Genomic DNA, 25,729 nt, shown 5'->3' with positions numbered 1-25,729 from the left:
GTTTCAGCTTGAATGACTGCTAGGAGGCAGGAGCGGGCGTTCGTGCTATGACCATTATTGCGCGGTATGTTTAGTCGTCATTCCCGCGAAGGCGGGAACCCAGAAGATCTGGCCCATTTGGATTCCCGCCTTCGCGGGAATGACGGAGGAATAAAGAAGCTCCACTTCTGCCTCAACCCTGCCAATCAGAAACAGGCAAGGCTAAAGGATTTACCACGCACAGCCAAAATCTGCTGGAGCGCGCTATGCGCGCTCCAATGCTTCCCCGGACCTAGCGCTTGTCCTTGCGCTTCTTCTCGGCCTTCTTGTGGTGGCTCATCAAGCGGCGCTTCTTGTTCACCTGGCGGTCGGTGAGGGTGTTCTTCTTGCCCTCGAAGGGGTTCTCACCGCCCTTGAACTCGATGCGGATCGGCGTACCGACCAGCTTGAGCACGCGGCGGAAGGTGTTCTCCAGGTAGCGCACGTAGGACTTCGGCACCGCCTCGACCTGGTTGCCATGGATCACGATCAGCGGCGGGTTGGCGCCACCGAGGTGGGCATAACGCAGCTTGATCCGGCGACCGCTGACCATCGGCGGCTGGTGCTCCTGCACCGCGTCTTCGAGAATCTGCGTCAGGCGGCTGGTCGGCCAGCGGGTGATGGCCGACTTGAACGAAGCCTGTACCGACTTGTACAGGTTGCCCACACCGGTGCCATGCAGTGCCGAGATGAAGTGGATGTCGGCGTAGTCGACGAAGAACAGCCGGCGCTCCAGCTCGGTCTTCACGTAGTCACGCTCACCCGGTTCCATGCCATCCCACTTGTTCAGGGCGATGACCAGGGCACGGCCGGACTCGATGGCGAAGCCGAGCAGGTTGAGGTCATGGTCGACCACGCCTTCGCGGGCATCCATGACGAACACCACGACGTTGGCGTCCTTGATCGCCTGCAGGGTCTTCACCACCGAGAACTTTTCCACTTCCTCGTGGATCTTGCCGCGTTTGCGCACCCCGGCGGTGTCGATCAGCGTGTACTTCTCGTCGTTGCGCTCGAATGGAATGTAGATGCTGTCGCGGGTGGTTCCAGGCTGGTCGTAGACCACCACGCGCTCTTCGCCGAGCATGCGATTGACCAGGGTCGACTTGCCGACGTTGGGCCGGCCGATGATGGCGATCTTGATGCCATCCTTCTCGCTCGGACCGGGGATGCGCTTGGCTTCCTCGCCCTCGGCGACGTCTTCGTCGACTTCTTCTTCCGCATCGCGGGGAAAATCGCCCAGCGCCGCTTCGAGCATCTGGTTGATGCCACGGCCATGGGCACCGGCGATCGGCAGGGCTTCGCCCAGGCCCATAGGCGCGAACTCGGCGCGGGCGATGTCCGGGTCGATGTTGTCGACCTTGTTCACCACCAGGAAGCTGCGCTTGTTGCGCTTGCGCAGGTGCTCGCCAATCATCTGGTCGCTGGCGACCATGCCGGCGCGGGCATCGACCAGAAACAGCACCACGTCCGCCTCTTCGATGGCCAGCAGCGACTGTTCGGCCATCTTCTCGTCGATGCCCTCCTCGTCGCCGGTGATGCCACCGGTGTCTACCAGGATGTAGCTACGCCCTTCCCACTTGGCTTCACCGTATTGGCGGTCGCGGGTCAGGCCCGACAGGTCACCGACGATGGCGTCGCGGGTGCGGGTCAGGCGGTTGAACAGGGTCGACTTGCCCACGTTGGGGCGGCCCACCAGGGCGATTACCGGAACCATTGGGCTCCTCCACATCCAGAAAACACAACGGCCGCTACCGTCAGGCGGCAGCGGCCGAACATTGCAACTCAGCTTAGCGAATGGTCAGCGCGACCAGTTTTCCGCTGTTGCCGAATGCATAGATCCAATCGCCCACCACCAGCGGACGGGCACGCAGGCCGTCGCTGTCGATGCGCTCGCGAGCGACGAAGTGGCCATCGACCTGGCTCAGCAGGTGCAGATAGCCTTCCAGATCGCCGACCAGCACGTAGCTGGAGAACACCTGGGGCGCGGACAGTTGGCGGCGGGCCAGGGCGTCGTTGCTCCACAACGCGGTGTTGGAACGCTCGTCGAGGCTCTCCACGGTGCCATTGGCCAGGCTCAGGTACAGGCTGCCGAAGCCCTGGGCCAGGCCGACGTAGCTGGACGCATCGCGCTGCCAGAGAATACGACCGCTCTCGACATCGAGACCGGCGACCTTGCCCTGGTAGGTGACGACATACAGGGTCTCGCCACTGAGCAGCAGATCACCGTCGATATCGACCACCCGCTCCAGTTCGGAACGGCCCTGGGGCAGAGCCACGCGCTGCTCCCACACCGGGATGCCGCGCTGGGTATCGACAGCGATGATCTTGCCGGTAGACAGGCCGGCGATGGCCAGGCGGCTGGTCAGGATCGGCGTGCTGGTTCCGCGCAGGGTCAGTACGGCCGGCGAGTTTTCGTAGATCCAGCGCTGGTTGCCAGTGCTGGCATCCAGCGCGATCAGGCGGTCGTCCTGGGTCTGGATGACCACCACGTCGCCGTTGACGGCGGGTGCGGACAGCACTTCGCTGGTGACCTTGGCGCGCCATTTTTCTTCGCCGGACTCGGCATCCAGCGCGATCACGTCGCCGCGCAGGGTGCCGACCAGCACCAGGCCGTAACCGAAGCCGACCGCACCGGAGATCGGCAAATCGGTGTCGACCTTCCAGAACACGTCGCCATTGTTACGGTCCAGCGCCATGATCCGGCCATCGGCCGAAGCGGCGTACAGGCGCTCACCGTCGACCACCGGTGTCAGCATGTTGTACAGGTCGCCCTGGCCGTCGCCGATGGAACGGCTCCACTGGGTCTTCAGCGATACCTCGGCATCGAACTTGGTCAGTTCGGCCGGTGGCAGTTCATTCTTGCTAGTGCTGCTGCAACCTGCGGCCATGACGGCCAGTGCCAGCAGTGCGGCGTATTTCCAGCGCTTCACGTCACGCATCCCCTTTCGCCAGGTCGTCTAGTTTGATTTGCAGGCCGCCGACGGCGGCATCATCGGCCAGGCTGGCCTTGGCCTTTTCGTAAGCCGCGTGGGCTTCGTCGCTACGACCGAGCTGGACCAGCAGGTCGCCACGGATTTCTTCGCGGCTGGACTGCCAGGCCTTGTCGGTCTCGCCGTCGAGCAGCTTCAGACCTTCCTCGACCTTGTTCTGGGCCGCCAGGACGCGCGCCAGACGCTGGCGAGCCAGTTCGCCAGTGGCTGCGTCGACGGGCTTGTCGACGATGGCCTTGAGCTCGTTGGCCGCATCGTCCAGCTTGCCGTTCTCCACCGCGTATTTGGCGGCGAACAGGCGGCCGAACTGAGCGTAGTGGCTGCCGGCGTAGTCCGTGTTGAGCTTCTTCACCAGTTCGGCGACCTTGGCTCCATCCGGCTGGCCTGTCTGGCTCAGGCTGGTTTCCAGCAACTGCTGGTAGACCAGGGACGCGCCCTCGGCCTGGTTGATCTCGTGCTTTTTCCAGGCCTGCCAGCCGAACACCAGGGCCAGCGCCAACACACCACCGGTTACCAGGGGTTTGCCATTGCGCTGCCACCAGTCCTTCATCTGTGCCAGTTGTTCTTCTTCGGTCATGCTCACCGCGATAACTCCTTGTTCAATCTCAGGCCAGTTCGAGACTGGTCGCAAGATGCGCAGCGAGCGCATCCCAGGCAATGCTTTGTTGCTCGCCGTCGGCGCGCAGGGGTTTGCAACCTACCACGCGGCCGGCCAGTTCGTCGTCACCCAGAATCAGGGCGAAGCGCGCGCCGCTCTTGTCGGCCTTCTTGAACTGGCTCTTGAAGCTGCCCGCTCCGGCGTTGACCAGCACACGAATGCCCGGCAGCGCATCGCGCAGTTGCTCGGACAGCCGTAGCGCGGCCAGTTCGGCGGCCTCGCCGAACGCGCAGAAGAACACGTCGGCCGGCTCGCTCAGGGATTGCGGCACCAGGTCGAGGGTTTCCAGCAGCAACACCAGGCGCTCGACGCCCATGGCGAAACCCACGCCCGGCGTCGGCTTGCCGCCGAACTGGCTGATCAGCCCGTCATAGCGCCCACCGGCGCAGACAGTGCCCTGGGAGCCGAGCTTGTCGGTGACCCACTCGAACACGGTGCGCCCGTAATAGTCGAGTCCGCGCACCAGCTTGGGATTGATCACGTAGTCGATGCCAAGTGTATCCAGGCGCGCCTTGAGCCCTTCGAAATGCACGCGGGACTCATCGTCCAGGTAATCGTGCAGGGTCGGCGCATCGGCCAGCAGTGCCTGGGTCTGGGCATTCTTGCTGTCGAGGATGCGCAGCGGATTGGTGGTCAGGCGACGCTGGCTGTCTTCGTCCAATTGATCGAAACGCTGCTGCAAGTAAGCGACCAGCGCATCGCGATAGGTCGCGCGCGCTTCGCTGGAGCCCAGGCTGTTGAGCTGCAGGGTCACCGCATCGGCCAGGCCCAGGGCACGCCACAGGCGGGCGGTGAGCACGATCAGTTCGGCGTCGATGTCCGGCCCCGGCAGGTTGAACACTTCGATGCCGATCTGGTGAAACTGGCGGTAGCGCCCTTTCTGCGGCTTCTCGTAGCGGTACATCGGGCCCGCGTACCAGAGCTTCTGCACCTGGCCACCGCCGGTCAGGCCGTGTTCGAGTACCGCGCGTACGCAGCCGGCGGTGCCTTCCGGGCGCAGGGTCAGGGATTCGTTGTTGCGGTCGAGGAAGGTGTACATCTCCTTGTCGACCACGTCCGTGCCTTCACCGATCCCCCGCGCGAACAGCTCGGTGAACTCAAGGACCGGCAGGCGGATTTCCTGGTAGCCATAGCCCTTGAGCAGGTTGGCCAGGGTGTTTTCCAGATAGCGCCAGGTCGGCGTCTGCTCCGGCAGGATGTCGTTCATGCCACGGATGGCTTGCAGGGTCTTGCTCACTTGGGTTCCTTAGCGGGTCAGCCGCGGGCGATAACGGCCGCCTCGGCCTCGGCCTTTTCGGCCGCCTTCTCGCGGATGAGCCGTTCCAGCTCGTCCACCAGGTTGTCATTGGTCAGTTTGCTGGCCGGTTTGCCATCGATGTAGATCAGGTTGTTCGGCGTCCCGCCGGTCAAGCCGATATGTGCTTCCTTGGCCTCGCCCGGACCGTTGACCACACAGCCGATCACCGCGACATCCATCGGCACCAGCAGGTCTTCCACACGGTTTTCCAGCTCGTTCATGGTCTTGACCACATCGAAATTCTGCCGCGAGCAGCTCGGGCAGGCGATGAAGTTGATGCCACGCGAGCGCAAGCGCAGGGACTTGAGGATGTCGTAGCCGACCTTGATCTCCTCGACCGGATCGGCGGCCAGGGAAATACGGATGGTGTCGCCGATGCCATCGGCCAGCAACATGCCCAGACCAACCGCGGACTTGACGGTGCCCGAGCGCAAGCCGCCAGCCTCGGTGATACCCAGGTGCAGCGGTTGTTCGATCTGCTTGGCCAGCAGGCGATAGGCCTCCACGGCCATGAACACGTCGGAGGCCTTCACGCTGACCTTGAAGTCCGGGAAATTGAGGCGATCCAGGTGCTCGACGTGGCGCAGCGCGGATTCCAACAGCGCCTGTGGCGTCGGCTCGCCATACTTCTTCTGCAGGTCCTTTTCCAAGGAGCCGGCGTTGACCCCGATACGGATCGGAATGCCCTTGTCGCGGGCCGCCTCGACCACCGCCTTGACCCGGTCCTCACGGCCGATGTTGCCCGGATTGATGCGCAGGCAATCGACACCCAGCTCGGCCACGCGCAGGGCGATCAGGTAGTCGAAGTGGATATCCGCCACCAGCGGCACACGCACTTGCTGCTTGATCTTGCCAAAGGCCTCGGCGGCCTCCATGTCCGGCACGGAAACCCGCACGATATCGGCACCGGCATCCTCCAGGCGGCGAATCTGCGCCACCGTGGCGGCGACGTCGCAGGTCTCGGTGTTGGTCATGCTCTGTACCGCGATCGGCGCATCGCCGCCAACCGGGACGGAACCGACCCAGATCTTGCGCGACTGCCGGCGCTTGACCGGGGACTCACCGTGTTTCATTGCTGCGCTCCCAACTGCACGCGGGCGGTCTCACCACGCACGAACGGCGCGATATCGAACGGCTGACCGTTGAGCTGGACCTGAACAGCGCGGGCATAACCGAGGCGCAACTCCATCGGCTGCTTGCCAACCAGCTCGACGCTTTCGCCACTGCGCTTGAGGGCGCTGAGCAAGATCTTGCCGTTGGCATCGGTCAGTTGCGTCCAGCAATCGGCGCTGAACTGCAGGCCCACCTTGACCTCGCCCTGGGCCGGCGCGGCAGGCGTAGTCTGGACAGCCTGGGCATTGGCGGGAGCGGCAGACACAGCCGGCGCTACAGGCTGGGTCGGCAGCGGAGCCTGGGCTGGCGGAGTCGCCCCAGCAGGCGAGACCTGCGTGTCCACAGGCGCATCGGCAACGGTCGGCACCTCCGGTTGTGCAGCAAGCTCCGGCGACAGTTGAACGGGCTGCCCACTTTCCGGTTGAGCGTCGGCCACGGCCTGGTCTTCGGGCTCATCGAGGGGATGGATTTCAGTCGTACCGTCGGCGCCATCGACTTCGACGTGTTCCATGCCGAGGCTGGAAGTGATCGACGCTTCATGACCACTGTCTTGCCACCAGAAAAAGGCACCTACGGCCAAGGCGACCAGCAGGATCAGGGTGACTATCTTCAGCAGGTTCTGCGACAGGCGCACCGGCTCTTCGATACGGCCAAGGCTATGCACATCACTGCCACTGGCGTTACTACCGGTGTACTGGTCGAACGCGGCGACCAGCGACGCCTGGTCCATCTCCAGCAACTTGGCATAGGCGCGCAGGTAGCCGCGGGCAAAGGTATGCCCCGGTAACTGGTCGAACTCGCCCGCTTCCAGTTGACGCAAGGATTGCACGGTAAGGTTGAGCTGCGCGGCTACGTCCCCGAGAGCCCAGCCACGGGCTTCGCGAGCCGCGCGCAGGGTTTCGCCAGGGTTGACGCTCGTCGCGCCGGCTTCTGCATGCGACGTTTTCATCACTGCTCCGACAGATATTGCTGGTACTCCGGGGTCCCCGGATAAAGGCGCTTCAACTGCAGACCGAGGCTGGCAGCCTCGTCACGCTGGTCGAAGACTTTCGCCAGGCGAATGCCGAGCAGCAGACTCTGTGGCGTCTGCTGGCCTTGCTGGCTGTAGCCCCGGTAAAAATTGCGCGCACTGACATAGTCGCGCTTCTCGTAGGACATCTGCGCCATCTGAAACAGCGCGACCGGGCGACGGGCGTTGAGTCGCAGTGCACGCTCGAAGAACTGTGCGGCCTCAGCCTTGCGGTCGAGCTGGATGCAAGTCAGCCCAAGGTTCTCGAATACCCGGGAACGCTCGCTGTACATATCGTCCTGGGTGGCCTTGAGGTAGACATCATAGGCTTCCTTGTAGCGTTTCTGCTCGTACAGGAAACCACCATAGTTGTTCATCAGCCGTGCATCGTTGTCGCTGTTGGAAAGCGCCTTGCGATAGTGCTGCTCGGCCAGCTTGGGTTCCATCTCGCGCTGGAATACCGCGGCCAGGGCGCCATGGGCCTCGGCGCTGGAAGAGTCGATGGCCAGAGCCGACTTCAGCGGCTCCTTGGCCTTCTCGGTAGCCCCCTGGGACAAGAAACCCAGCCCCAACTGGATGTAGGCATCGCGCGCCTTGTCACGCCCTTCCTGAGTCTTCATCGGATCGACACGCCCGCCTGTACTGACACATGCCCCGAGCATGCCAGCCATCAGCAGGAGGAATACGGCGCGAAAAATCATGAATGCCCTCTCTTTAGTTTCGATTGGCAGCGCCTTGGGCGGCGGCCTCGACAGCGAGTTGCCGCACCGCGATATAACGCTCGCTCCTGCGGGTACGGTCCTGCACCTGGCCGACCAGTTGGCCGCAGGCCGCATCGATGTCGTCACCACGGGTGGTGCGCACGGTCACATTGTGCCCGGCCTTATGCAGCAGGTCCTGGAAGCGGCGTATCGCGTTGTTGCTGGGGCGCTCGTACCCCGAATGCGGGAACGGGTTGAAGGGAATCAGGTTAATCTTGCAGGGGAAGTCGGCCAGCAGCGCGATCATCTGCACCGCGTGCTCAGGCTGGTCGTTGACGTCCTTGAGCAGGGTATATTCGATGGTCAGGAAGCGTTTCTCGCCCAGTCCCTCGATATATCGACGGCAGGCCGGCAACAGCACCGCCAGCGGGTACTTCTTGTTGATCGGCACCAGCGTATTGCGCAAGGCGTCGTTCGGCGCATGCAGCGACAGTGCCAGGGATACGTCGATCACCTCGCCCAGCTTGTCGATCATCGGCACCACACCCGAGGTGGACAGCGTGACCTTGCGCTTGGAAATACCGTAGCCAAGGTCGTCCATCATGATGCGCATGGCTGCGACGACGTTGTCGAAGTTCAGCAACGGCTCGCCCATGCCCATCATCACCACGTTGGTGATGGCGCGATCGATCTTGGCCGGCACGGTACCGAAGGATTTGTTGGCGATCCATACCTGGCCGATGATCTCGGCGGCGGTCAGGTCGCTGTTGAAGCCTTGTTTGCCGGTGGAGCAGAAACTGCAGTCCAGGGCGCAACCCGCCTGGGAAGATACGCACAAGGTGCCGCGTCCGCCCTGGGGGATGTAAACGGTCTCGACGCAACTGCCGGACGCCACGCGCACCACCCACTTGCGGGTGCCATCGCTGGAAATGTCCTGGCTGACGATCTCGGGACCGCGAATTTCGGCACAGGCCTTGAGTTTCTCGCGCAAGGCCTTGCCCAGATTGCTCATGGCGTCGAAATCGTCGACGCCAAAGTGGTGAATCCACTTCATGACCTGGCCGGCACGGAAGCGCTTGTCTCCGATGGACTCGAAGAATCGCTCCATTTCAGGCTGGGTTAGGCCCAGCAGGTTGGTTTTGCCAGCTACATCGGTCATGGATTCACTCACCTTCGCAATACGCCTGCTCAGCGGATGCGAGCGTGCACTTCGGTAGCGGAGAAGAAGTAGGCGATTTCACGAGCGGCAGACGCTTCCGAGTCGGAACCGTGTACGGCGTTTTCATCGATGGAAACGGCGAAATCGGCACGGATGGTGCCAGCAGCAGCTTCTTTCGGGTTGGTGGCGCCCATCAGTTCACGGTTTTTCAGGACGGCATTCTCGCCTTCCAGAACCTGAACGACGACCGGACCGGAAGTCATGAAGGCAACCAGGTCCTTGAAGAAGCCACGCTCGCTGTGCTCGGCGTAGAAACCAGCGGCTTCACGCTCGGACAGTTGGACCAGCTTCGAAGCGACGACGCGCAGGCCGTTCTTCTCGAAACGGGTGAGGATCTCGCCGATGACGTTCTTGGCGACGGCATCCGGTTTGATGATGGAAAAAGTACGTTGAACGGCCATTTGAAACTCCACGATTTAAAGCGAACGATTAAACCCGCGGAGTATACGCGGGTTCGGGAAAAAAAGCGTAGACGGGCACAGCAAACGCTGCGCGACGAAGCGCTACGAGACAGAACGTCCGATGAACGCTACTCGAGCTCTTCGATCCAGGCGGCTTGAATGGCCTCGAGAACCTTCTCGCCACCACGCTGCGGGTCGTCGGAAAACTCGGGAAGCGCCAGCACCCAGCGCTGCAGCTCGACGAAATTGACGTAGCGCGGATCGACATCCGGCTTCTGTTCGGACAACTGGATGGCGATTTCCAGCACATCAACCCATTTCAGACTCATCGATCAATGCCCTTCGGAAACCTGGTTGATGGTGTATTTCGGGATTTCGACGACCAGATCCTGATCAGCGACCTGTGCCTGACAGGATAGTCGCGACCTGGCTTCCAGGCCCCAGGCCTTGTCCAGCATGTCATCCTCGAGTTCGTCGGAGGCCTCGAGCGAAGCGAAGCCCTCGCGTATCACCACGTGGCAAGTCGTGCAGGCACAGGATTTCTCACAGGCATGCTCGATATCGATGCCACTGCGCAGTGCGGCATTCAGGACCGTTTCGCCCGGCTGCGCTTCGATCACCATACCTTCCGGACAGTGCTCGGGATGGGGCAGAAAAGTAATCTGCGGCATCGTCATTCCTCGATTTCGTTGAGTCGGCGCCCGGACAGGGCCGCCTTGACCGTCGCGTCCATACGGCGCGCGGCGAAGGCATCGGTAATCTGGGACAGGCGCTTGATCTGCTGCTCGATGGCGACCACGTCGTCAGCGGCGGCCAATTCGCGCAGGCTGTCCATGTTCATGGCGATGGCCAGGCGCTCTTCTTCGTCGAGAAGGCGCTCGCCGTCGGCATCCAGGGCCGACTGCACGGCTTCGAGCAGGCGCTGTGCCTCGACCTGCTGCTCGCGCAACGCCCTCGCCTCTTTATCGCCACCGGCATTGTGGAAGGAGTCCTGCAGCATGCGCGCGATTTCGCCATCGGTCAGGCCGTAGGATGGCTTGACCTGGATGCTCGCCTCCACACCAGAGCCCAGTTCGCGGGCACTGACGCCCAGCAGGCCATCGGCATCGACCTGGAAGGTCACGCGAATCTTCGCCGCCCCCGCCACCATCGGTGGAATGCCACGCAATTCGAAACGCGCCAGGGAGCGGCAATCGCTGATCAGCTCACGCTCGCCCTGTAGCACGTGGATCATCATGGCCGTCTGGCCATCTTTGTAGGTGGTGAAGTCCTGGCCACGGGCGACAGGAATCGTGGTGTTGCGCGGAATCACCCGCTCCATCAGGCCGCCCATGGTCTCGAGACCAAGCGACAGGGGAATGACATCCAGCAGCAACAACGCCTCGCCATCACCGCTGCGGTTGCCCGCCAGGGTATCGGCCTGGATCGCCGCACCGATGGCCACCACCTGGTCCGGATCGATATCGGTCAGCGGCTGACGGCCAAACATCTCGGCCACGGCCGAGCGCACCCGCGGGACACGGGTAGAGCCACCGACCATCACCACCGCGCCCACCTCTTCCAGCTCGATAGCGGCATCACGCAGTGCGCGGCGGCATGCCTTGAGACTGCGGGCGATCATCGGCTCGATCAGCGTGTCGAAACAGGAGCGCGACAAGGTCGCCTGCCAGACGCCATGGGCAACCTGGACCGACTCCGCGCCGGTCAGCGCCTCCTTGGCGGCACAGGCACTTTGCAACAGGCTGCGCTGGGTCGCCGGATCGAGGCTCGTCGGCAGGCCCGCCTGCTCAATGATCCACGAGGCGATGGCATGGTCGAAATCATCCCCGCCCAAGGCACTGTCACCGCCAGTGGCCAGCACCTCGAACACACCGCGAGTCAGGCGCAGGATCGAGATATCAAACGTGCCGCCGCCGAGATCGTAGATCGCCACGACACCCTCGGCCTGCTGGTCGAGCCCGTAGGCCACGGCCGCAGCGGTCGGCTCGTTGAGCAGGCGCAGCACATTCAGGCCAGCCAGGCGCGCGGCGTCCTTGGTCGCCTGGCGCTGGGCGTCATCGAAATAGGCCGGGACGGTGATCACGGCACCGACCAACTCACCGCCAAGCGCGGATTCGGCGCGCTTGCGCAGCGTACCGAGGATGTCGGCAGACACTTCGACCGGGCTTTTCGCGCCCTGCACCGTCTCGATGAACGGCATGTGCGACTCGCCTTCGGCGAAACGATAAGGCAGCTGTTCGCCCAACTGCTTCACGTCCGAGAGACCACGTCCCATCAGGCGCTTTACCGAGAGAATGGTGTTGAACGGGTCCTGCGCCGCCGCAGCCTTGGCGCCATGCCCAACGTCGATGCCCGCAGCCAGGTAGCGCACGGCGGACGGCAGGATGACACGGCCCGCCTCGTCGGCAAGCGGCTCGGCCAGGCCGCTGCGCACGGCAGCGACCAACGAGTTGGTGGTACCCAGGTCAATACCCACAGCCAAGCGGCGCTGATGGGGCTGTGGACTTTGACCGGGCTCAGCGATCTGCAGTAAGGCCATGATGATCGGAATTCACAGGCGCGCCGCCAGGAGCAGCGCGAGGGGTTAATCGTCGAGGCGCTCTTCCAGGCGACGCACCTCGTGGGACAGCTTGTCGAGGAACTGCATGCGACGGACCAAGCGTTCGGCTTCGTCACGCTGCACAGCATCGTCCCAGCATACGGCGAAGCGCTCGTCGAGCTGCTCCTGCGTACTTTTGAGACGCTTCTTGAAGGCCTCGACACCCGCCAGATCGGCATTGTCCTGCAGCTCTTCCAGCTCCTCATGCCATTGCATCTGCTGCATCAGGAACTCAGGGTCCTGAACGGTCGACTCGAGCGGTAACTCGCGACCTCGCAAGGCCAGCAGATACAAGGCTCGCCGCGGCGCACTCCTGAGCGTCTGGTAGGCCTCGTTCAAGCTTGCCGAGCGCTCCAGCGCCAGACGCCGCTCACGCTCTGGCGCATCAGCGAAACGATCCGGATGCACGGCCTTGGCCAGCTCGCGGTAACGCGAGGAAAGCATGGCCTGATCGAGCAGGAACGCGGGCTGCAGGTCGAACAAGGCGTAATGACAAGGCTTACCCACGGGATGCCTCAGACATTGAAGCTTTCGCCACAGCCACACTCGCCACGCACGTTCGGGTTATTGAACTTGAATCCCTCGTTCAACCCTTCGCGGACGAAGTCCAGTTCGGTGCCGTCCAGGTAGGTCAGGCTTTTCGGGTCGATGATGACCTTCACGCCAAAACTCTCGAAAACCTGGTCTTCATTCGCCAGCTCATCGACGAACTCCAGCACATAGGCCAGACCGGAACAGCCCGTGGTACGCACGCCTAGGCGGATACCCGCCCCCTTGCCGCGCCCGTCCAGCGAGCGCTGCACATGACGCGCAGCGGATTCGGTCATGGTGATGGCCATGGCATTCTCCTCAGTTCAGAGCAGACCTTTCTTCTGCTTGTAGTCACGCACGGCAGCCTTGATGGCATCTTCGGCGAGAACGGAGCAGTGGATCTTGACCGGCGGCAATGCCAGCTCTTCGGCGAGCTGGGTGTTCTTGATGGTCTCGGCCTCGTCGATCGTCTTGCCCTTCATCCACTCGGTGGCGAGGGAGCTGGAGGCGATCGCGGAGCCACAGCCATAGGTCTTGAACTTGGCGTCTTCGATCACGCCGTGCTCGTTGACCTTGATCTGCAGGCGCATCACGTCGCCGCAGGCCGGCGCGCCGACCATGCCGGTGCCTACATCCGGGTCTTCCGCATCCATCTTGCCGACATTGCGGGGGTTTTCGTAGTGGTCTATGACCTTTTCACTGTATGCCATGGTGCCATTCCTCTCTCATCAGGTGCCGCTCTGTAGGCGACTAGAACTCAGTGCGCCTGCCATTCGACCTTGGACAGATCGACACCTTCTTTGAACATGTCCCACAACGGCGAGAGCGCGCGCAGCTTGTCTACGGCCTCGCGAATCTTCGACGCGGCGTAATCGACCTCTTCCTCGGTAGTGAAGCGGCCAAAGGTGAAACGGATGGAGCTGTGAGCCAGTTCGTCGTTGCGCCCAAGGGCGCGCAGCACGTAGGACGGCTCCAGGGAGGCCGAGGTACAGGCCGAGCCGGACGACACCGCCAGGTCCTTGAGCGCCATGATCAGCGACTCGCCTTCGACGTAGTTGAAGCTCAGGTTCAGGTTGTGCGGTACGCGGGCAGTCATGCTGCCGTTGATGTACAGCTCTTCCATGCCTTCGACGATCTTGTAGAAACGGTCACGCAGCGCACCGATGCGCTGGTTTTCCTGGGCCATTTCTTCCTTGGCGATGCGGAAGGCCTCGCCCATGCCGACGATCTGGTGGGTCGCCAGGGTGCCGGAACGCATGCCACGCTCATGACCACCACCGTGGATCAGCGCTTCCAGGCGCACGCGCGGCTTGCGACGCACGTAGAGGGCACCGATGCCTTTCGGGCCGTAGGTCTTGTGGGCCGAGAAGGACATCAGGTCGACCTTCAGGGTCTCCAGGTCGATGTCCACCTTGCCAGTCGACTGCGCGGCATCGACGTGGAACAGGACGCCACGCGAGCGGGTCAGCTCGCCGATGGCAGCGATATCGTTGATCGTGCCGATCTCATTGTTGACGTGCATGATCGACACCAGAATGGTGTCTTCGCGCAACGCCGCCTCGACCATCGCCGGCGTTACCAGGCCATCTTCGCCCGGCTCGATATACGTCACTTCGAAGCCTTCGCGCTCCAGTTGGCGCGTGGTGTCCAGCACGGCCTTGTGCTCGATCTTCGACGTGACGATGTGCTTGCCCTTGGAGGCGTAGAAGTGAGCGACACCCTTGATCGCCAGGTTGTCGGACTCGGTGGCCCCGGAGGTCCAGACGATCTCGCGCGGGTCGGCCTTGACCAGGTCAGCGACCTGGCGACGGGCGTTCTCGACTGCTTCCTCGGCTTTCCAGCCAAATACGTGCGAGCGCGACGCGGGGTTGCCAAAGTTGCCATCGACCAGCAGGCACTCGCTCATTTTCTGCGCGACGCGAGGGTCTACCGGAGTGGTTGCGGAATAATCCAGGTAAATCGGCAATCTCATCGGTTATCTCCTAAATTCAGGCTGACGGCGCCCTTGCTCACTCGACGGCGGACGCTTCGATCTTATCCATGCGAGGTACTCTGGCATTCGAGCGGCGCTGGTCCTGACGGCGCGCCACTTCCTGCACCTCGCGGCGGGTGACCAAGTCGGCCAGACTAATCCCGCTGAGAAATTCGTGAATCTGCTGACTGAGGTCACACCACAGATGGTGGGTCAGGCATATGTCGCCAGAATGGCAACCACCCTCGCCGTTGCAACGGGTGGCATCCACCGACTCGTTCACCGCATCGATCACCTGGGCGACCTGGATGCCGCGCATGTCACGGGAGAGCTGATAACCGCCGCCCGGGCCACGCACGCTGGATACGAGATTGTTACGGCGCAACTTGGCGAAAAGCTGTTCCAGATACGACAGGGAAATACCCTGGCGCTCCGAAATGTCAGCCAGCGATACCGGGCCCTCCTGGGCATGCAGCGCCAGATCGAGCATGGCGGTCACGGCATAGCGGCCTTTGGTGGTGAGTCGCATGGAAATACCAGGTAATCGCTGAATTGCTGCGCATTATCCTATTCCCGACTATTTGAGTCAACTATAAGACCGATTGAAATAGTCAGGATTAGGCTCAGCAAGGGGCGCAAATCATAGCAGACCTTCTCCAATAAGGGCATCAGGCTGCAGGCTTGTCGCTCTGCCCTTCCTTGCAAACGTCAGCGAAATCCTCATCCTTCAGCTCTGGCAGCCGGCTGGCAGAGTAATCACTGCCCAGCGACGTCAGCGCCTCGCACATCCCCTCCAGGCGACCATCAACAGCATGCAGATGATCCAGCAACTGACCGATCGCCTTCGCCACCGGGTCCGGCATGTCCGGACCGACGCCATAGGCATCGAAGCCCAGTTTCTCGGCCATGGCCTGGCGCCTGGCCACCTGATCATCATCGACCTTGATGATCACCCGCCCCGGAATACCCACAGCCGTGGCGCCAGCCGGCACCGCCTTGGTCACCACCGCATTGGAGCCGATCTTGGCTCCCGCGCCGACCGTGAACGGACCGAGCACCTTGGCCCCCGCACCGACCACGACACCGTCTTCCAGGGTCGGATGACGCTTGCCCTTGTTCCAGCTCGTACCGCCCAAGGTAACGCCCTGGTAGAGCGTCACGTCATCACCGATTTCAGCGGTTTCACCGATGACGATGCCCATACCGTGGTCGATGAAGAAACGCCGGCCGATCTTCGCCCCCGGATGAATCTCGATCCCGGTCAGCCAACGACCGAAATTGGAAACCAGCCGCGCCAGCCACTTCCAGCCATTGCGCCACAACGCATGACCGATCCGATGCAGCCAGATCGCATGCAGCCCCGGATAGCAAGTCACCACTTCAAAGGCATTGCGGGCAGCAGGGTCTCGGTGAAACACACTGCGAATATCCTCGCGCATACGCTCAAACATCATCGTTTCTCCGCTTGTGAGGCGCGCCCTGCACCACTTTCTGCGTCTCCGTGAGGATGCCGCGCAGAATATTCATCTCCAGCTTGCTGATCCCGGCACGCCCATAGAGCCGACGCAGGCGACTCATCAGGTGCCGGGGATTGGCGGGATCAAGGAACCCGATATCGGTCAGCGTTTTCTCCAGATGCCCGTAATACAACTCCAGCTCATCGGCAGTGACCAACTGCAAATCGAGCGGCGACGCGCCCTCGACCTTGCTCATCTTGGTCGGCTGCTTTTGCTCGATCAGCCAGGCCATGCGCAGCTCATAGACCAGCACCTGCACGGCTGAGGCCAGGTTCAGCGAAGCGAAAGCCGGATCGGAAGGAATATGCACGTGATAATGGCAGCGCTGCAGCTCTTCGTTGGTCAGGCCGGCGTATTCACGCCCGAACACCAGCGCCACTTCGCCACCTTGCGCAGCATGCTGGCAAGTTGTGGTGCCACACTCGCGCGGATCGAGCAAAGGCCAGGGAATACTGCGATCACGGGCGCTGGTGCCGAGCACCAGGCTGCAGCCGACCAGCGCCTCTTCCAGGGTACCGACCACCTGCGCCCGCTCCAGCAGATCACTGGCCCCAGAAGCCCGCGCATCTGCCTCAGGACTGGGGAAATCGCACGGATCGACCAGCACCAGGCGCGACAAGCCCATGTTCTTCATGGCTCGAGCGGCACCGCCGATATTGCCGGGATGACTGGTATTGACCAGCACGACACGCACGTTCTGCAGCACGATCAGCCCTCGAGGTGTAGCGAAAGGGCCTGAATCTTACAGAAGCGCCTGCACACGTGCCACGCAAGAACTGCCGCGCGCCCTTCTTCGACGGATTTTTTCTGCTAGAATTGCCGGCTTTCTTTAACGACCTTGGTGAACCCCCCATGCAGCCTATGCTGAACATCGCGCTGCGCGCAGCCCGTGCCGCCGGCGAACTGATCGCACGCTCCGTCGAGCGCCTGGACGTCATCTCGGTCAGCGAGAAGGACGCGCGCGATTACGTCACGGAAATCGACCGCGCCGCCGAACAGACGATCGTTCAAGCCCTGCAAAAGGCCTACCCGAGCCATGCCATTCTCGGCGAGGAAGGCAGCAATATCCTGGGCTCTGGCGAAGGCGCCGATTACCAGTGGATCATCGACCCCCTGGACGGCACCACCAACTTCATCCGCGGCGTCCCCCACTTTGCAGTCAGCATCGCCTGCAAATACCGTGGCCGACTGGAACATGCGGTAGTCCTCGACCCCATCCGCCAGGAAGAATTCACCGCCAGCCGCGGTCGTGGCGCCGCGCTCAATGGCCGTCGCCTGCGTGTCAGCGCACGCAAGAGCCTGGAAGGCGCCCTGCTGGGCACCGGCTTCCCGTTCCGCGACGAGCAAATGGACGATATTGACAACTACCTCGGCATGTTCCGCAGCCTGGTTGGCCAGACCGCCGGCCTGCGCCGTGCCGGCGCCGCCAGCCTGGACCTGGCCTACGTCGCCGCAGGCCGTTACGACGCCTTCTGGGAGTTCGGCCTGTCGGAGTGGGACATGGCGGCCGGCGCCCTGCTGATCCAGGAAGCCGGTGGCCTGGTCAGTGACTTCAATGGCGGCCACGACTTCCTCGAGAAAGGCCAGATCGTGGCTGGCAACACCAAGTGCTTCAAAGCCGTGCTGACTGCGATCCAGCCGCACCTGAGCGCATCGATGAAACGCTGAACGAAGCAGCCATAAAAAAACGCCCGGAAGGGCGTTTTTTTATGGACGACGAAATCAGCGTGCCGCTTCGCCCTGCTGGGCCAGTTGCAGGCGGCCGTCCTTGTCGACCGGGATTCGGCGACCCGGATCATGATCCATGCGCACCTGGCTGGTACGCCCATCGAGCTGGTACTTCACGTCGTAGCCGACCAGCTTCTGGCTGGTATCGGTCACCGTGCTGCAACGGGTCTCAGTGGTCGTGTAGGTATCATTGGCCTGCATGTGCCCCTGAACCTGATTACCGGCATAACCACCACCCACAGCGCCCGCCACGGTGGCGATCTTCTTGCCATTGCCACCACCGACCTGGTTGCCCAACAGGCCTCCAGCCAGCGCGCCGATGGCGGTACCGGCGATCTTGTACTGGTCCTTGACCGGACGCTGGCGGGTCACCGCTACGTCCTTGCATACTTCGCGCGGGGTCTTGATGGTTTCGTTCACCGGCTGCACGGCGAGCACTTCGGCGTATTCGGGACCACCGACCAGGCTGTACGTAGCCACAGCGCCGCCAGCGGTAACCCCCACTGCACCCAAAACCGCGCCAACAATCAATGACTTGTTCATCTGGTCCTCCTGAGACACTACCTCGGCAGCATTCCTGCCTTATTCCCAGCCTTGGAGAGCCGAGAGCCCCTCAAGTTCCATCGAGACGACCAGCACACGCATCCAGGAATGCCCTCACCCACCATGAAAGCAAGAAGCCCGGCACAAGGCCGGGCTTCGTTACCACACGGACAATCGATCAGGGACGATCGTCGACCGACTCGGCGGCAGCCGGAGGAATCAGGTCTTCGCTGTTCAGGTTGAGCCAGATCAACACCACGTTGGCGATGTAGATCGACGAGTAGGTACCCGCCAGCACACCGACGAACAGGGCAATGGAGAAGCCGAACAGGTTGTCGCCGGCGAAGAAGATCAGCGCGACGATCGCCAGCAGCGTGGAGATCGAAGTCGCCATGGTGCGCAGCAGGGTCTGGGTGGTCGAGATGTTGATGTTCTCGATCAGGCTGGCCTTGCGCAACACGCGGAAGTTCTCGCGCACGCGGTCGAACACGACGATGGTGTCGTTCAGCGAGTAGCCAATGATCGCCAGCAGCGCCGCCAGGGTGGTCAGGTCGAAGGTGATCTGGAAGAACGACAGGATGCCCAGGGTCACGACCACGTCATGCACCAGGGAAACGATCGCACCGACGCCGAACTTCCATTGGAAGCGGAACGCTAGGTACAGCATGATCCCACCGAGCGCCAGGAGCATGCCCAGGCCACCCTGGTCACGCAGCTCCTCGCCGACCTGCGGGCCGACGAATTCGACTTTCTTCACATGCACCGGGTTTTCCGCGTTGGCTTTCTGCAAGGCTGCAGCGACCTGATTGCCAAGTTGCGGATCATCGCCCTGCATGCGCACGACCACTTCGGTAGTGGCGCCGAAGCTCTGCACCACCGCTTCGGGGAAACCGGCAGCATGCAACTGCTCGCGGATCTGCCCCAGGTCGGCGGCCTTCTCGTAGGACAGCTCGATCTGCGCGCCGCCGGTGAAGTCGAGACCGAAGTTAAGTCCCTTGAAGAACCAGCTGCCCAGCGCCAACAGCGTCAGCAGCATGGTCAGGGCGAACGCCAGGTTGCGTACGCCCATGAAGTTGATGGTATTCAGTTTCATATCAGGCGCCTCAGATCCACAGCTTCTTGAAGTCACGACCACCGAAGATCAGGTTGACCATCGCGCGGGTCACCATGATCGCGGTGAACAACGAGGTGACGATACCCAGCGACAGGGTCACGGCGAAGCCCTTGATCGGGCCAGTCCCCATGGCGAACAGGATGCCACCGACCAGCAGGGTGGTCAGGTTAGAGTCGAGGATCGCGGTAAAGGCACGGTCGAAACCTTCATGGATCGCACGCTGCACCGCCATGCCGTTGTTCAACTCCTCGCGAATACGCGAGTAGATCAACACGTTGGCGTCCACCGCCATACCCATGGTCAGGACAATACCGGCAATACCCGGCAGGGTCAGGGTCGCCCCTAACAGAGACATCAGCGCCAGCAGGATCACCATGTTCAGCGCCAGTGCCACGGTCGCCAGGATGCCGAAGAAGCGGTAGATGGCGATGATGAACAGCGAGACGAACAGCATGCCCCACAGGGACGCATCGATACCCTTCTGGATATTGTCGGCCCCCAGGCTCGGGCCGATGGTGCGTTCCTCGGCAAAGTACATCGGCGCCGCCAGGCCACCGGCGCGCAGCAGCAGCGCCAGCTCGGACGACTCGCCCTGACCGTTCAGGCCGGTGATGCGGAACTGGTTGCCCAGGGCAGACTGGATAGTGGCAAGACTGATGATCTGCTTCTCTTCCTTGAAGGACGGTACGGCGACCTCCTTCTCCACACCATCGACGACTTGCTTGACGTAGTTGGTGACCGGTTTCTGCTCGATGAAAATCACCGCCATGCTGCGCCCGACGTTGTTGCGGGTGGCGCGGTTCATCAGGTCGCCGCCATGGTTGTCCAGACGGATGTTGACCTGCGGCCGACCGTTCTCGTCGAAACTGGCCTGGGCGTCGGTAACCTGGTCACCCGTGATGATCAGGCTGCGTTCCAGCGCCACTTCTGGACGACCCGGCTCGCGGAAGCCGAAGGACTCGGTGGTCGCACGCGCCGCATCCACTTCAGCCTGCAGACGGAATTCGAGGTTGGCGGTCTTACCGAGGATACGCTTGGCCTCGGCGGTGTCCTGCACACCCGGCAGCTCGACGACGATGCGGTTGGCTCCCTGGCGCTGTACCAGCGGCTCGGCGACGCCCAACTCGTTGACCCGGTTGCGTACGGTGGTCAGGTTCTGCTTGATCGAGTATTCACGGATCTCGGCCAGCTTGGCCTGGGTCAGCGCCAGGCGCAGCACCTGGGAACCATTGCGCTGGACAGTGGTGACCTCGAAATCGGTGAAGTTCTTGCGCACCAGGCTCTCGGCCTGGCTCAGCGAGTCGCCATCGGCAAAGCCGACCATGATCGCTTCATCTTGCTGCGGCATGCTGCGATAACGCACACGCTCCTTGCGCAGCAAGGTCTTGACCTCGTTCTCGTAGATTTTCAGACGGGCGCCGACGGCCTTGTCCATGTCCACTTCCAGCAGGAAGTGCACACCACCGGACAGGTCGAGACCGAGCTTCATCGGGCCTGCGCCAATGTTGCGCAACCACTGCGGCGTGGTAGGCGCCAGGTTGAGCGCGACGATGTAATCATCCCCCAGCAGTTTGCGCGCCAGCTCCTGGGCCGGAAGCTGGTCCTGGGAACGCGCCAGGCGCACCATGCCGCCCTGCCCCTTGGCCGACAGGCTTGCAGCCTTGACCTGCAGGCCGGCATCGGCGAGCGCCTTGCCAAGCCGGTCGAGATCGCTCTGGGTGATCTGCCGAGCCGAACTGGCACCCGTGATCTGGATGGCCGGATCGTCCGGGTACAGGTTCGGCGCGGAATAAATGAAACCGACCGCCAGTACGACCAGGATCAGCAGGTATTTCCACAAGGGGTATCTATTGAGCATGACGTCGCCCGTTATGACGCGGGGCGCCTAAGGCGCCCCGTCGTGGTGAAGAATGAAACGTTGTTTAGATCGCTTTCAGCGTGCCCTTCGGCAAAGTCGCCGAAACGGCCTGCTTCTGGAACTTCAGCTCGACACCGTCGGCAACCTCGACGACGACGAAATCATCGGCGACCTTGGTGACGCGCCCGGCGATACCGGCGCTGGTGACCACTTCGTCACCTTTCTGCAGGCCGCCGAGCAGGTTCTTGTGCTCCTTGGCGCGCTTGGCCTGGGGACGCCAGATCATCAGGTAGAAGATGACCAGGAAACCGACCAGGAAAATCCACTCGAAACCACCGGCGCCCTGAGCGGCGGCTGCCGGTGCGGCCCCATCGGCGTAGGCGGCGGAAATCAGAAAGCTCATTAACGAAACTCCTATTGCATGAAACTCGAATTATTGGGCTCAGGGCGCCAGAGGCGGCGTTGGCAAGCCGCGCCGAGCGTAGAAGGCATCGACGAAGTCGGCCAATTTACCCTGTTGAATTGACTCGCGCAAACCAGCCATGACGCGCTGGTAATAACGCAAGTTATGGATCGTATTGAGCATGCTTCCCAGCATTTCGCCACACTTGTCCAAGTGATGGAGATAGGCGCGGGAAAAGTTGCGGCAGGTATGGCAGTCACAGGTCGGATCCAGCGGCGAATCGTCATGCTTGTGCACGGAGTTGCGGATCTTCACCACCCCCGTATCCGTGAACAGGTGTCCGTTGCGCGCATTGCGCGTGGGCATCACGCAGTCGAACATGTCGACGCCACGGCGCACACCTTCGACCAAGTCCTCGGGTTTGCCCACACCCATCAGGTAACGAGGTTTGTCCACCGGCAGCTGTGGCGGCAGGAAATCCAGAACGCGGATCATCTCTTCCTTGGGCTCGCCCACGGAAAGACCGCCGATGGCCAGGCCATCGAAGCCGATCTCACAAAGCCCCTCCAGCGAACGCATGCGCAGCTCTTCATGCATGCCACCCTGGACGATGCCGAACAGCGCAGAAGGATTACCCTCATGGGCCGCCTTAGAACGCTTGGCCCAGCGCAGCGACAGCTCCATCGAGCACTTGGCCACGTCGAATTCGGCCGGATACGGCGTGCATTCATCGAAGATCATCACGATATCGGAGCCCAGGTCGCGCTGGACCTGCATCGACTCTTCCGGCCCCATGAACACCTTGGCGCCATCGACCGGAGAAGCGAAATACACGCCCTCCTCCTTGATCTTGCGCATGGCCCCCAGGCTGAACACCTGGAAACCGCCGGAGTCGGTGAGGATCGGCCCCTTCCACTGCATGAAGTCATGCAGGTCGCCATGCTGCTTGATCACCTCGGTGCCTGGACGCAGCCAGAGGTGGAAAGTATTGCCGAGAATGATCTGCGCACCGATTTCTTCGATATCACGCGGCAGCATGCCCTTGACCGTGCCATAGGTGCCGACCGGCATGAACGCCGGTGTATCCACCACACCACGGGGAAAGGTCAGACGCCCACGGCGCGCCCGGCCGTCGGTCGCCAGCAGCTCGAAGGACATGTGACTCATTGGGATTCCTCGGGGCCGCGCGCGGCCGGATTGCGGGTGATGAACATGGCATCGCCATAACTGAAGAAGCGGTACTGCTGCTCGACGGCCGCCGCGTAGGCCGCCATGGTCTCGGGGTAACCGGCAAAGGCGGATACCAGCATCAGCAAGGTCGACTCAGGCAAGTGGAAGTTGGTGACCAGGGCATCGACCACATGGAACGGACGCCCAGGGTAAATGAAGATGTCGGTATCACCGGCGAAAGGCGCCAGCACGCCATTGCGCGCGGCGCTTTCCAGGGAGCGCACGCTGGTCGTGCCCACTGCGATCACACGACCGCCACGCGCCTTGCAGGCAGCCACGGCATTGACCACAGACGGGCTCACCTCCAGCCACTCACTGTGCATGTGGTGGTCTTCGATGCGTTCGACCCGCACCGGCTGGAAGGTTCCAGCACCGACGTGCAGGGTCACGAAAGCCTGCTCAACACCTTTGCCCTGCAACGCTTCGAGCAACTCTTTGTCGAAATGCAGTCCTGCCGTCGGCGCCGCAACCGCACCTTCACGGGCGGCATAGACGGTCTGGTAACGCTCGCGATCATCGGCCTCATCGGCACGATCGATATAAGGAGGCAGCGGCATGTGGCCAACCCGCTGCAGCAGTGGCAACACGTCTTCGTCGAAACGCAGCTCGAACAGCGCCTCGTGCCGCGCCAGCATTTCGGCTTCACCGCCACCTTCTATATGGATTCGCGAACCAGGCTTGGGCGACTTGCTCGAACGCACATGAGCCAACACCCGACGCTCATCGAGCACACGCTCGACAAGAATCTCCAGCTTGCCGCCAGAAGCCTTGTTGCCAAACAGCCGCGCCGGGATGACCCGGGTGTCGTTGAACACCATCAGATCGCCCGCACGTAGATAGCCGAGCAGGTCGACGAACTGCCGGTGCGCCAGCGCACCGCTTTCGCCATCCAGCACCAGAAGGCGGCTGGACCGACGCTCGCTCAATGGATGGCGGGCGATCAGGGAATCGGGAAGATCGAAATGGAAGTCGGCAACGCGCATGATGTGGATCGTCTTTCAGGGGGCGCAGAGCTTACCGGAAAGCACCGTTCCTGGCCACGCGAGACGATTGACCGGCCGCAAACGCATCCCTATACTGCGCGCCCATCCGTGCCCCGGTGGCGGAATGGTAGACGCGGCGGATTCAAAATCCGTTTTCGAAAGAAGTGAGAGTTCGAGTCTCTCCCGGGGCACCACTAATACTTTCCCAGACTTCCCAATAAGTCCCGGAAACCCTAGAAAACCGGCCACTGAGCCGGTTTTTTATTGCCTACAATTCCCAGCAATTACCTTGCAAGCCCAAAGTTTTAGGGGCATGTTTAGGGGCATTTCCAGTTAGGTCATGATTCATGCCCCTACGTAGGTGCCCCAATGCCACGTAAAGCCATTCCACTCACTGACTCCGCGATCAAAGTCGCCAAGCCCAAGGGCAAGCCTTACAAGCTGACTGATGGCCAAGGCTTGTATCTAGAAGTGATGCCTGGCGGATCAAAGCTCTGGCGCCTGAAGTACAGCTACGCCGGCAAAGAAAAACGCCTGGCTTTAGGGGCATATCCAACCGTGCCCCTACAGCAAGCGCGCCGCCGTCGTGATGAGGCACGCCAGCAACTTGCAGAAGGACTCGATCCTGGAGAGCTGAGGAAGGCAGATAAAATGGCCTTGCTGGCAGATGTACTGACCTTCGAAGCACTCGCCCGGGAATGGCATCGCTATCGCACGCCGCGCTGGGCGCCATCTACTGCAGTCAAAACATTGGCCTATCTCGAGTCAGACCTTTTGCCGGCCCTAGGCAGGAAGCCGTTCGACTCAGTGACACGCCCTGACTTGGTTGAACTGATCCGCAAAATCGAAGGCCGCGGCGCGCACAACGTCGCCAAAAAGGCGCGCCAATGGCTGAATCAGATATTCCGTTACGGGCTGGCCAAGGGAGTGATAGAGCAGAACCCTGCCACGGATCTGGACGTAATTGCCGCCCAGGCACCAGCAATCAAGCATCATCCGCACATCACCTTCGCCGAATTGCCTGAACTGCTAGCCTTGGTCGAAACGGCCAAGATCCACGCCCTGACCCGGGGAGCCATCCAACTGCTGGTCCTGACTGCCGTTCGCCCTGGCGAGCTACGCGCCGCGCCCTGGGCTGAGTTCGACCTAGACGCCGCTACTTGGACCATCCCCAAGGAGCGGATGAAGGCGCGTCGCCCGCACATCGTCCCCCTCCCTCGCCAGGCCGTGGCCATCCTGCGCCAACTTCATCAGATAACTGGCAAATACCCAATGGTGTTCGCCGGCCGACATGACAGCAGCCGGCCGATGAGCGAGAACACGGTGAACCTGGCCCTACAGGCAATTGGCTACAAGGATCGCCAGACCGGCCACGGTTTCCGGCACCTGCTGAGCACCGAGCTGAACAGCCGTGGATACAACCGAGACTGGATTGAGCGCCAGCTAGCTCACGGTGATCAGGATGAAATCCGCGATGTTTACAACCACGCCACCTACCTTGAGCAGCGCAGAGAAATGATGCAGGCATGGGCTGATTCGGTGGATGCACTGTGCGCTGGGGCCAATGTGGTGAGCATCAAGCTAAAGGCGTGATAGCCTGATCAGCTCTGCTCGATTTGCCAGAGCGAGCGCACTAGTTGGTGCGCTCCATCTACGGACAAACCTCATGAGCAGGAGCAGCCGCAAAAAACCTATTCGGGGAGTCACCACCGCCACCAGTGAGCGAGTCGATAAACAGACTTGGCATCGCGCCTTCCGCAAAGCCGAGCGTCAACGCTTGGCTGTCGCGCCTCACTCAGAGCCCCATCACTTCCGAGAGTTCTACGACCCCTGGTCTATGGACAA

27 protein-coding genes and 1 tRNA gene are annotated in these 25,729 nt (G+C 61.9%); 3 read left to right on the top strand and 25 right to left on the bottom strand.

Annotated elements, in window-relative coordinates; all coding sequences use genetic code 11:
• Positions 1–271 precede the first annotated feature (271 nt).
• The 19 genes from der to trmJ form a co-directional block, all read right to left on the bottom strand.
• Positions 272–1,732 (bottom strand): ribosome biogenesis GTPase Der, encoded by a 1,461-nt coding sequence (der, locus tag ACSZPK_RS21410; RefSeq protein WP_437883566.1) that lies wholly within the window; start codon positions 1,730–1,732, stop codon positions 272–274.
• 73 nt (positions 1,733–1,805) lie between these two features.
• A complete protein-coding gene (gene bamB / locus ACSZPK_RS21405) occupies positions 1,806–2,957 on the bottom strand; it encodes an outer membrane protein assembly factor BamB (RefSeq protein WP_437883565.1) in 1,152 nt (383 codons plus the stop codon).
• On the bottom strand, positions 2,950–3,591 hold the full coding sequence (locus ACSZPK_RS21400; RefSeq protein ID WP_437883564.1) for a YfgM family protein: 642 nt from the start codon (positions 3,589–3,591) through the stop codon (positions 2,950–2,952). The genes bamB and ACSZPK_RS21400 overlap by 8 nt, the downstream gene beginning before the upstream one ends.
• A gap of 22 nt (positions 3,592–3,613) precedes the next feature.
• Positions 3,614–4,903: a histidine--tRNA ligase gene (hisS, locus tag ACSZPK_RS21395; RefSeq protein ID WP_437883563.1), complete on the bottom strand. Its 1,290-nt coding sequence runs from the start codon at positions 4,901–4,903 to the stop codon at positions 3,614–3,616.
• 17 nt (positions 4,904–4,920) lie between these two features.
• Positions 4,921–6,036 carry a flavodoxin-dependent (E)-4-hydroxy-3-methylbut-2-enyl-diphosphate synthase gene (gene ispG / locus ACSZPK_RS21390; RefSeq protein WP_437883562.1) on the bottom strand — a complete coding sequence of 372 codons (1,116 nt, stop codon included), beginning with the start codon at positions 6,034–6,036 and terminating at the stop codon, positions 4,921–4,923.
• Positions 6,033–7,025: a RodZ domain-containing protein gene (locus ACSZPK_RS21385; RefSeq protein ID WP_437883561.1), complete on the bottom strand. Its 993-nt coding sequence runs from the start codon at positions 7,023–7,025 to the stop codon at positions 6,033–6,035. Before ACSZPK_RS21385 ends, ispG begins: the two co-directional genes overlap by 4 nt.
• A complete protein-coding gene (gene pilW, locus ACSZPK_RS21380) occupies positions 7,025–7,786 on the bottom strand; it encodes a type IV pilus biogenesis/stability protein PilW (RefSeq protein ID WP_437883560.1) in 762 nt (253 codons plus the stop codon). The genes ACSZPK_RS21385 and pilW overlap by 1 nt, the downstream gene beginning before the upstream one ends.
• Before the next feature lie 13 nt (positions 7,787–7,799).
• A complete protein-coding gene (gene rlmN, locus ACSZPK_RS21375) occupies positions 7,800–8,945 on the bottom strand; it encodes a 23S rRNA (adenine(2503)-C(2))-methyltransferase RlmN (protein WP_437883559.1) in 1,146 nt (381 codons plus the stop codon).
• Between the two features lie 29 nt (positions 8,946–8,974).
• Positions 8,975–9,406 (bottom strand): nucleoside-diphosphate kinase, encoded by a 432-nt coding sequence (ndk, locus tag ACSZPK_RS21370; protein ID WP_437883558.1) that lies wholly within the window; start codon positions 9,404–9,406, stop codon positions 8,975–8,977.
• A 128-nt stretch (positions 9,407–9,534) separates the two neighbouring features.
• Positions 9,535–9,735: a Fe-S cluster assembly protein IscX gene (iscX, locus tag ACSZPK_RS21365; RefSeq protein ID WP_437883557.1), complete on the bottom strand. Its 201-nt coding sequence runs from the start codon at positions 9,733–9,735 to the stop codon at positions 9,535–9,537.
• A gap of 3 nt (positions 9,736–9,738) precedes the next feature.
• Entirely contained in the window at positions 9,739–10,077 is a 339-nt protein-coding gene (fdx, locus tag ACSZPK_RS21360; RefSeq protein ID WP_437883711.1) for an ISC system 2Fe-2S type ferredoxin, read from the bottom strand.
• A 2-nt stretch (positions 10,078–10,079) separates the two neighbouring features.
• Positions 10,080–11,945, bottom strand: coding sequence for a Fe-S protein assembly chaperone HscA (gene hscA, locus ACSZPK_RS21355; protein WP_437883556.1), 1,866 nt, complete (start codon positions 11,943–11,945; stop codon positions 10,080–10,082).
• Between the two features lie 45 nt (positions 11,946–11,990).
• Positions 11,991–12,512, bottom strand: a complete 522-nt coding sequence (gene hscB / locus ACSZPK_RS21350; RefSeq protein WP_437883555.1) for a co-chaperone HscB — start codon at positions 12,510–12,512, stop codon at positions 11,991–11,993.
• Between the two features lie 8 nt (positions 12,513–12,520).
• Entirely contained in the window at positions 12,521–12,844 is a 324-nt protein-coding gene (gene iscA, locus ACSZPK_RS21345) for an iron-sulfur cluster assembly protein IscA (protein WP_437883554.1), read from the bottom strand.
• Positions 12,845–12,859: 15 nt separating this feature from the next.
• Complete coding sequence (gene iscU, locus ACSZPK_RS21340; RefSeq protein WP_437883553.1) at positions 12,860–13,246, bottom strand: Fe-S cluster assembly scaffold IscU; 387 nt, start codon at positions 13,244–13,246, stop codon at positions 12,860–12,862.
• 47 nt (positions 13,247–13,293) lie between these two features.
• Positions 13,294–14,508 (bottom strand): IscS subfamily cysteine desulfurase, encoded by a 1,215-nt coding sequence (locus tag ACSZPK_RS21335; protein WP_437883552.1) that lies wholly within the window; start codon positions 14,506–14,508, stop codon positions 13,294–13,296.
• 37 nt (positions 14,509–14,545) lie between these two features.
• Positions 14,546–15,037, bottom strand: coding sequence for a Fe-S cluster assembly transcriptional regulator IscR (iscR, locus tag ACSZPK_RS21330; protein ID WP_437883551.1), 492 nt, complete (start codon positions 15,035–15,037; stop codon positions 14,546–14,548).
• 139 nt (positions 15,038–15,176) lie between these two features.
• Positions 15,177–15,959 carry a serine O-acetyltransferase gene (gene cysE / locus ACSZPK_RS21325; protein ID WP_437883710.1) on the bottom strand — a complete coding sequence of 261 codons (783 nt, stop codon included), beginning with the start codon at positions 15,957–15,959 and terminating at the stop codon, positions 15,177–15,179.
• A complete protein-coding gene (gene trmJ, locus ACSZPK_RS21320; protein WP_437883550.1) occupies positions 15,952–16,731 on the bottom strand; it encodes a tRNA (cytosine(32)/uridine(32)-2'-O)-methyltransferase TrmJ in 780 nt (259 codons plus the stop codon). The genes cysE and trmJ overlap by 8 nt, the downstream gene beginning before the upstream one ends.
• Before the next feature lie 146 nt (positions 16,732–16,877).
• Here trmJ and suhB point away from each other — a divergent pair, with 146 nt between their 5' ends.
• The gene (suhB, locus tag ACSZPK_RS21315) at positions 16,878–17,693 is read left to right on the top strand and encodes a type III secretion system regulator SuhB (RefSeq protein ID WP_437883549.1); all 816 of its coding nucleotides are present in this window, start codon (positions 16,878–16,880) and stop codon (positions 17,691–17,693) included.
• Positions 17,694–17,747: 54 nt separating this feature from the next.
• Here the strand turns inward: suhB and ACSZPK_RS21310 are convergent, their stop codons facing one another.
• The 6 genes from ACSZPK_RS21310 to queA form a co-directional block, all read right to left on the bottom strand.
• Positions 17,748–18,296, bottom strand: coding sequence for a glycine zipper 2TM domain-containing protein (locus tag ACSZPK_RS21310; protein ID WP_437883548.1), 549 nt, complete (start codon positions 18,294–18,296; stop codon positions 17,748–17,750).
• 178 nt (positions 18,297–18,474) lie between these two features.
• Positions 18,475–19,389, bottom strand: coding sequence for a protein translocase subunit SecF (secF, locus tag ACSZPK_RS21305; protein ID WP_437883547.1), 915 nt, complete (start codon positions 19,387–19,389; stop codon positions 18,475–18,477).
• A 10-nt stretch (positions 19,390–19,399) separates the two neighbouring features.
• Positions 19,400–21,268 carry a protein translocase subunit SecD gene (secD, locus tag ACSZPK_RS21300; RefSeq protein ID WP_437883546.1) on the bottom strand — a complete coding sequence of 623 codons (1,869 nt, stop codon included), beginning with the start codon at positions 21,266–21,268 and terminating at the stop codon, positions 19,400–19,402.
• 64 nt (positions 21,269–21,332) lie between these two features.
• Positions 21,333–21,671, bottom strand: a complete 339-nt coding sequence (gene yajC / locus ACSZPK_RS21295; RefSeq protein WP_437883545.1) for a preprotein translocase subunit YajC — start codon at positions 21,669–21,671, stop codon at positions 21,333–21,335.
• Between the two features lie 39 nt (positions 21,672–21,710).
• On the bottom strand, positions 21,711–22,829 hold the full coding sequence (tgt, locus tag ACSZPK_RS21290) for a tRNA guanosine(34) transglycosylase Tgt (RefSeq protein ID WP_437883709.1): 1,119 nt from the start codon (positions 22,827–22,829) through the stop codon (positions 21,711–21,713).
• Between the two features lie 5 nt (positions 22,830–22,834).
• Positions 22,835–23,884 carry a tRNA preQ1(34) S-adenosylmethionine ribosyltransferase-isomerase QueA gene (queA, locus tag ACSZPK_RS21285; RefSeq protein ID WP_437883544.1) on the bottom strand — a complete coding sequence of 350 codons (1,050 nt, stop codon included), beginning with the start codon at positions 23,882–23,884 and terminating at the stop codon, positions 22,835–22,837.
• A 110-nt stretch (positions 23,885–23,994) separates the two neighbouring features.
• On the opposite strand from queA, the gene ACSZPK_RS21280 reads away from it, so the two are divergent.
• Both ACSZPK_RS21280 and ACSZPK_RS21275 read left to right on the top strand, forming a co-directional pair.
• Positions 23,995–24,078: transfer RNA gene (locus tag ACSZPK_RS21280), tRNA-Leu, on the top strand.
• A gap of 190 nt (positions 24,079–24,268) precedes the next feature.
• Positions 24,269–25,477 carry a tyrosine-type recombinase/integrase gene (locus ACSZPK_RS21275; RefSeq protein ID WP_437883708.1) on the top strand — a complete coding sequence of 403 codons (1,209 nt, stop codon included), beginning with the start codon at positions 24,269–24,271 and terminating at the stop codon, positions 25,475–25,477.
• Positions 25,478–25,729: the final 252 nt, after the last annotated feature.

Origin of the sequence: Pseudomonas sp. LRF_L74, from assembly GCF_965644255.1 — a bacterium.
Lineage (GTDB): Bacteria > Pseudomonadota > Gammaproteobacteria > Pseudomonadales > Pseudomonadaceae > Aquipseudomonas.
The sequence above is the reverse complement of the archived record's forward strand: the minus strand, read 5'-3'. Positions and strand labels throughout refer to the sequence as shown.

Excerpts from the sequence above, each read along its gene's own strand:
- der (WP_437883566.1), bottom strand. The coding sequence starts at position 1,732 with ATGGTTCCGGTAATCGCCCTGGTGGGCCGCCCCAACGTGGGCAAGTCG.
- bamB (WP_437883565.1), bottom strand. The coding sequence starts at position 2,957 with ATGCGTGACGTGAAGCGCTGGAAATACGCCGCACTGCTGGCACTGGCC.
- ispG (WP_437883562.1), bottom strand. The coding sequence starts at position 6,036 with ATGAAACACGGTGAGTCCCCGGTCAAGCGCCGGCAGTCGCGCAAGATC.
- ACSZPK_RS21385 (WP_437883561.1), bottom strand. The coding sequence starts at position 7,025 with ATGAAAACGTCGCATGCAGAAGCCGGCGCGACGAGCGTCAACCCTGGC.
- pilW (WP_437883560.1), bottom strand. The coding sequence starts at position 7,786 with ATGATTTTTCGCGCCGTATTCCTCCTGCTGATGGCTGGCATGCTCGGG.
- rlmN (WP_437883559.1), bottom strand. The coding sequence starts at position 8,945 with ATGACCGATGTAGCTGGCAAAACCAACCTGCTGGGCCTAACCCAGCCT.
- ndk (WP_437883558.1), bottom strand. The coding sequence starts at position 9,406 with ATGGCCGTTCAACGTACTTTTTCCATCATCAAACCGGATGCCGTCGCC.
- iscX (WP_437883557.1), bottom strand. The coding sequence starts at position 9,735 with ATGAGTCTGAAATGGGTTGATGTGCTGGAAATCGCCATCCAGTTGTCC.
- fdx (WP_437883711.1), bottom strand. The coding sequence starts at position 10,077 with ATGCCGCAGATTACTTTTCTGCCCCATCCCGAGCACTGTCCGGAAGGT.
- hscA (WP_437883556.1), bottom strand. The coding sequence starts at position 11,945 with ATGGCCTTACTGCAGATCGCTGAGCCCGGTCAAAGTCCACAGCCCCAT.
- iscA (WP_437883554.1), bottom strand. The coding sequence starts at position 12,844 with ATGGCCATCACCATGACCGAATCCGCTGCGCGTCATGTGCAGCGCTCG.
- iscU (WP_437883553.1), bottom strand. The coding sequence starts at position 13,246 with ATGGCATACAGTGAAAAGGTCATAGACCACTACGAAAACCCCCGCAAT.
- ACSZPK_RS21335 (WP_437883552.1), bottom strand. The coding sequence starts at position 14,508 with ATGAGATTGCCGATTTACCTGGATTATTCCGCAACCACTCCGGTAGAC.
- iscR (WP_437883551.1), bottom strand. The coding sequence starts at position 15,037 with ATGCGACTCACCACCAAAGGCCGCTATGCCGTGACCGCCATGCTCGAT.
- cysE (WP_437883710.1), bottom strand. The coding sequence starts at position 15,959 with ATGTTTGAGCGTATGCGCGAGGATATTCGCAGTGTGTTTCACCGAGAC.
- suhB (WP_437883549.1), top strand. The coding sequence starts at position 16,878 with ATGCAGCCTATGCTGAACATCGCGCTGCGCGCAGCCCGTGCCGCCGGC.
- ACSZPK_RS21310 (WP_437883548.1), bottom strand. The coding sequence starts at position 18,296 with ATGAACAAGTCATTGATTGTTGGCGCGGTTTTGGGTGCAGTGGGGGTT.
- secF (WP_437883547.1), bottom strand. The coding sequence starts at position 19,389 with ATGAAACTGAATACCATCAACTTCATGGGCGTACGCAACCTGGCGTTC.
- secD (WP_437883546.1), bottom strand. The coding sequence starts at position 21,268 with ATGCTCAATAGATACCCCTTGTGGAAATACCTGCTGATCCTGGTCGTA.
- yajC (WP_437883545.1), bottom strand. The coding sequence starts at position 21,671 with ATGAGCTTTCTGATTTCCGCCGCCTACGCCGATGGGGCCGCACCGGCA.
- tgt (WP_437883709.1), bottom strand. The coding sequence starts at position 22,829 with ATGTCCTTCGAGCTGCTGGCGACCGACGGCCGGGCGCGCCGTGGGCGT.
- queA (WP_437883544.1), bottom strand. The coding sequence starts at position 23,884 with ATGCGCGTTGCCGACTTCCATTTCGATCTTCCCGATTCCCTGATCGCC.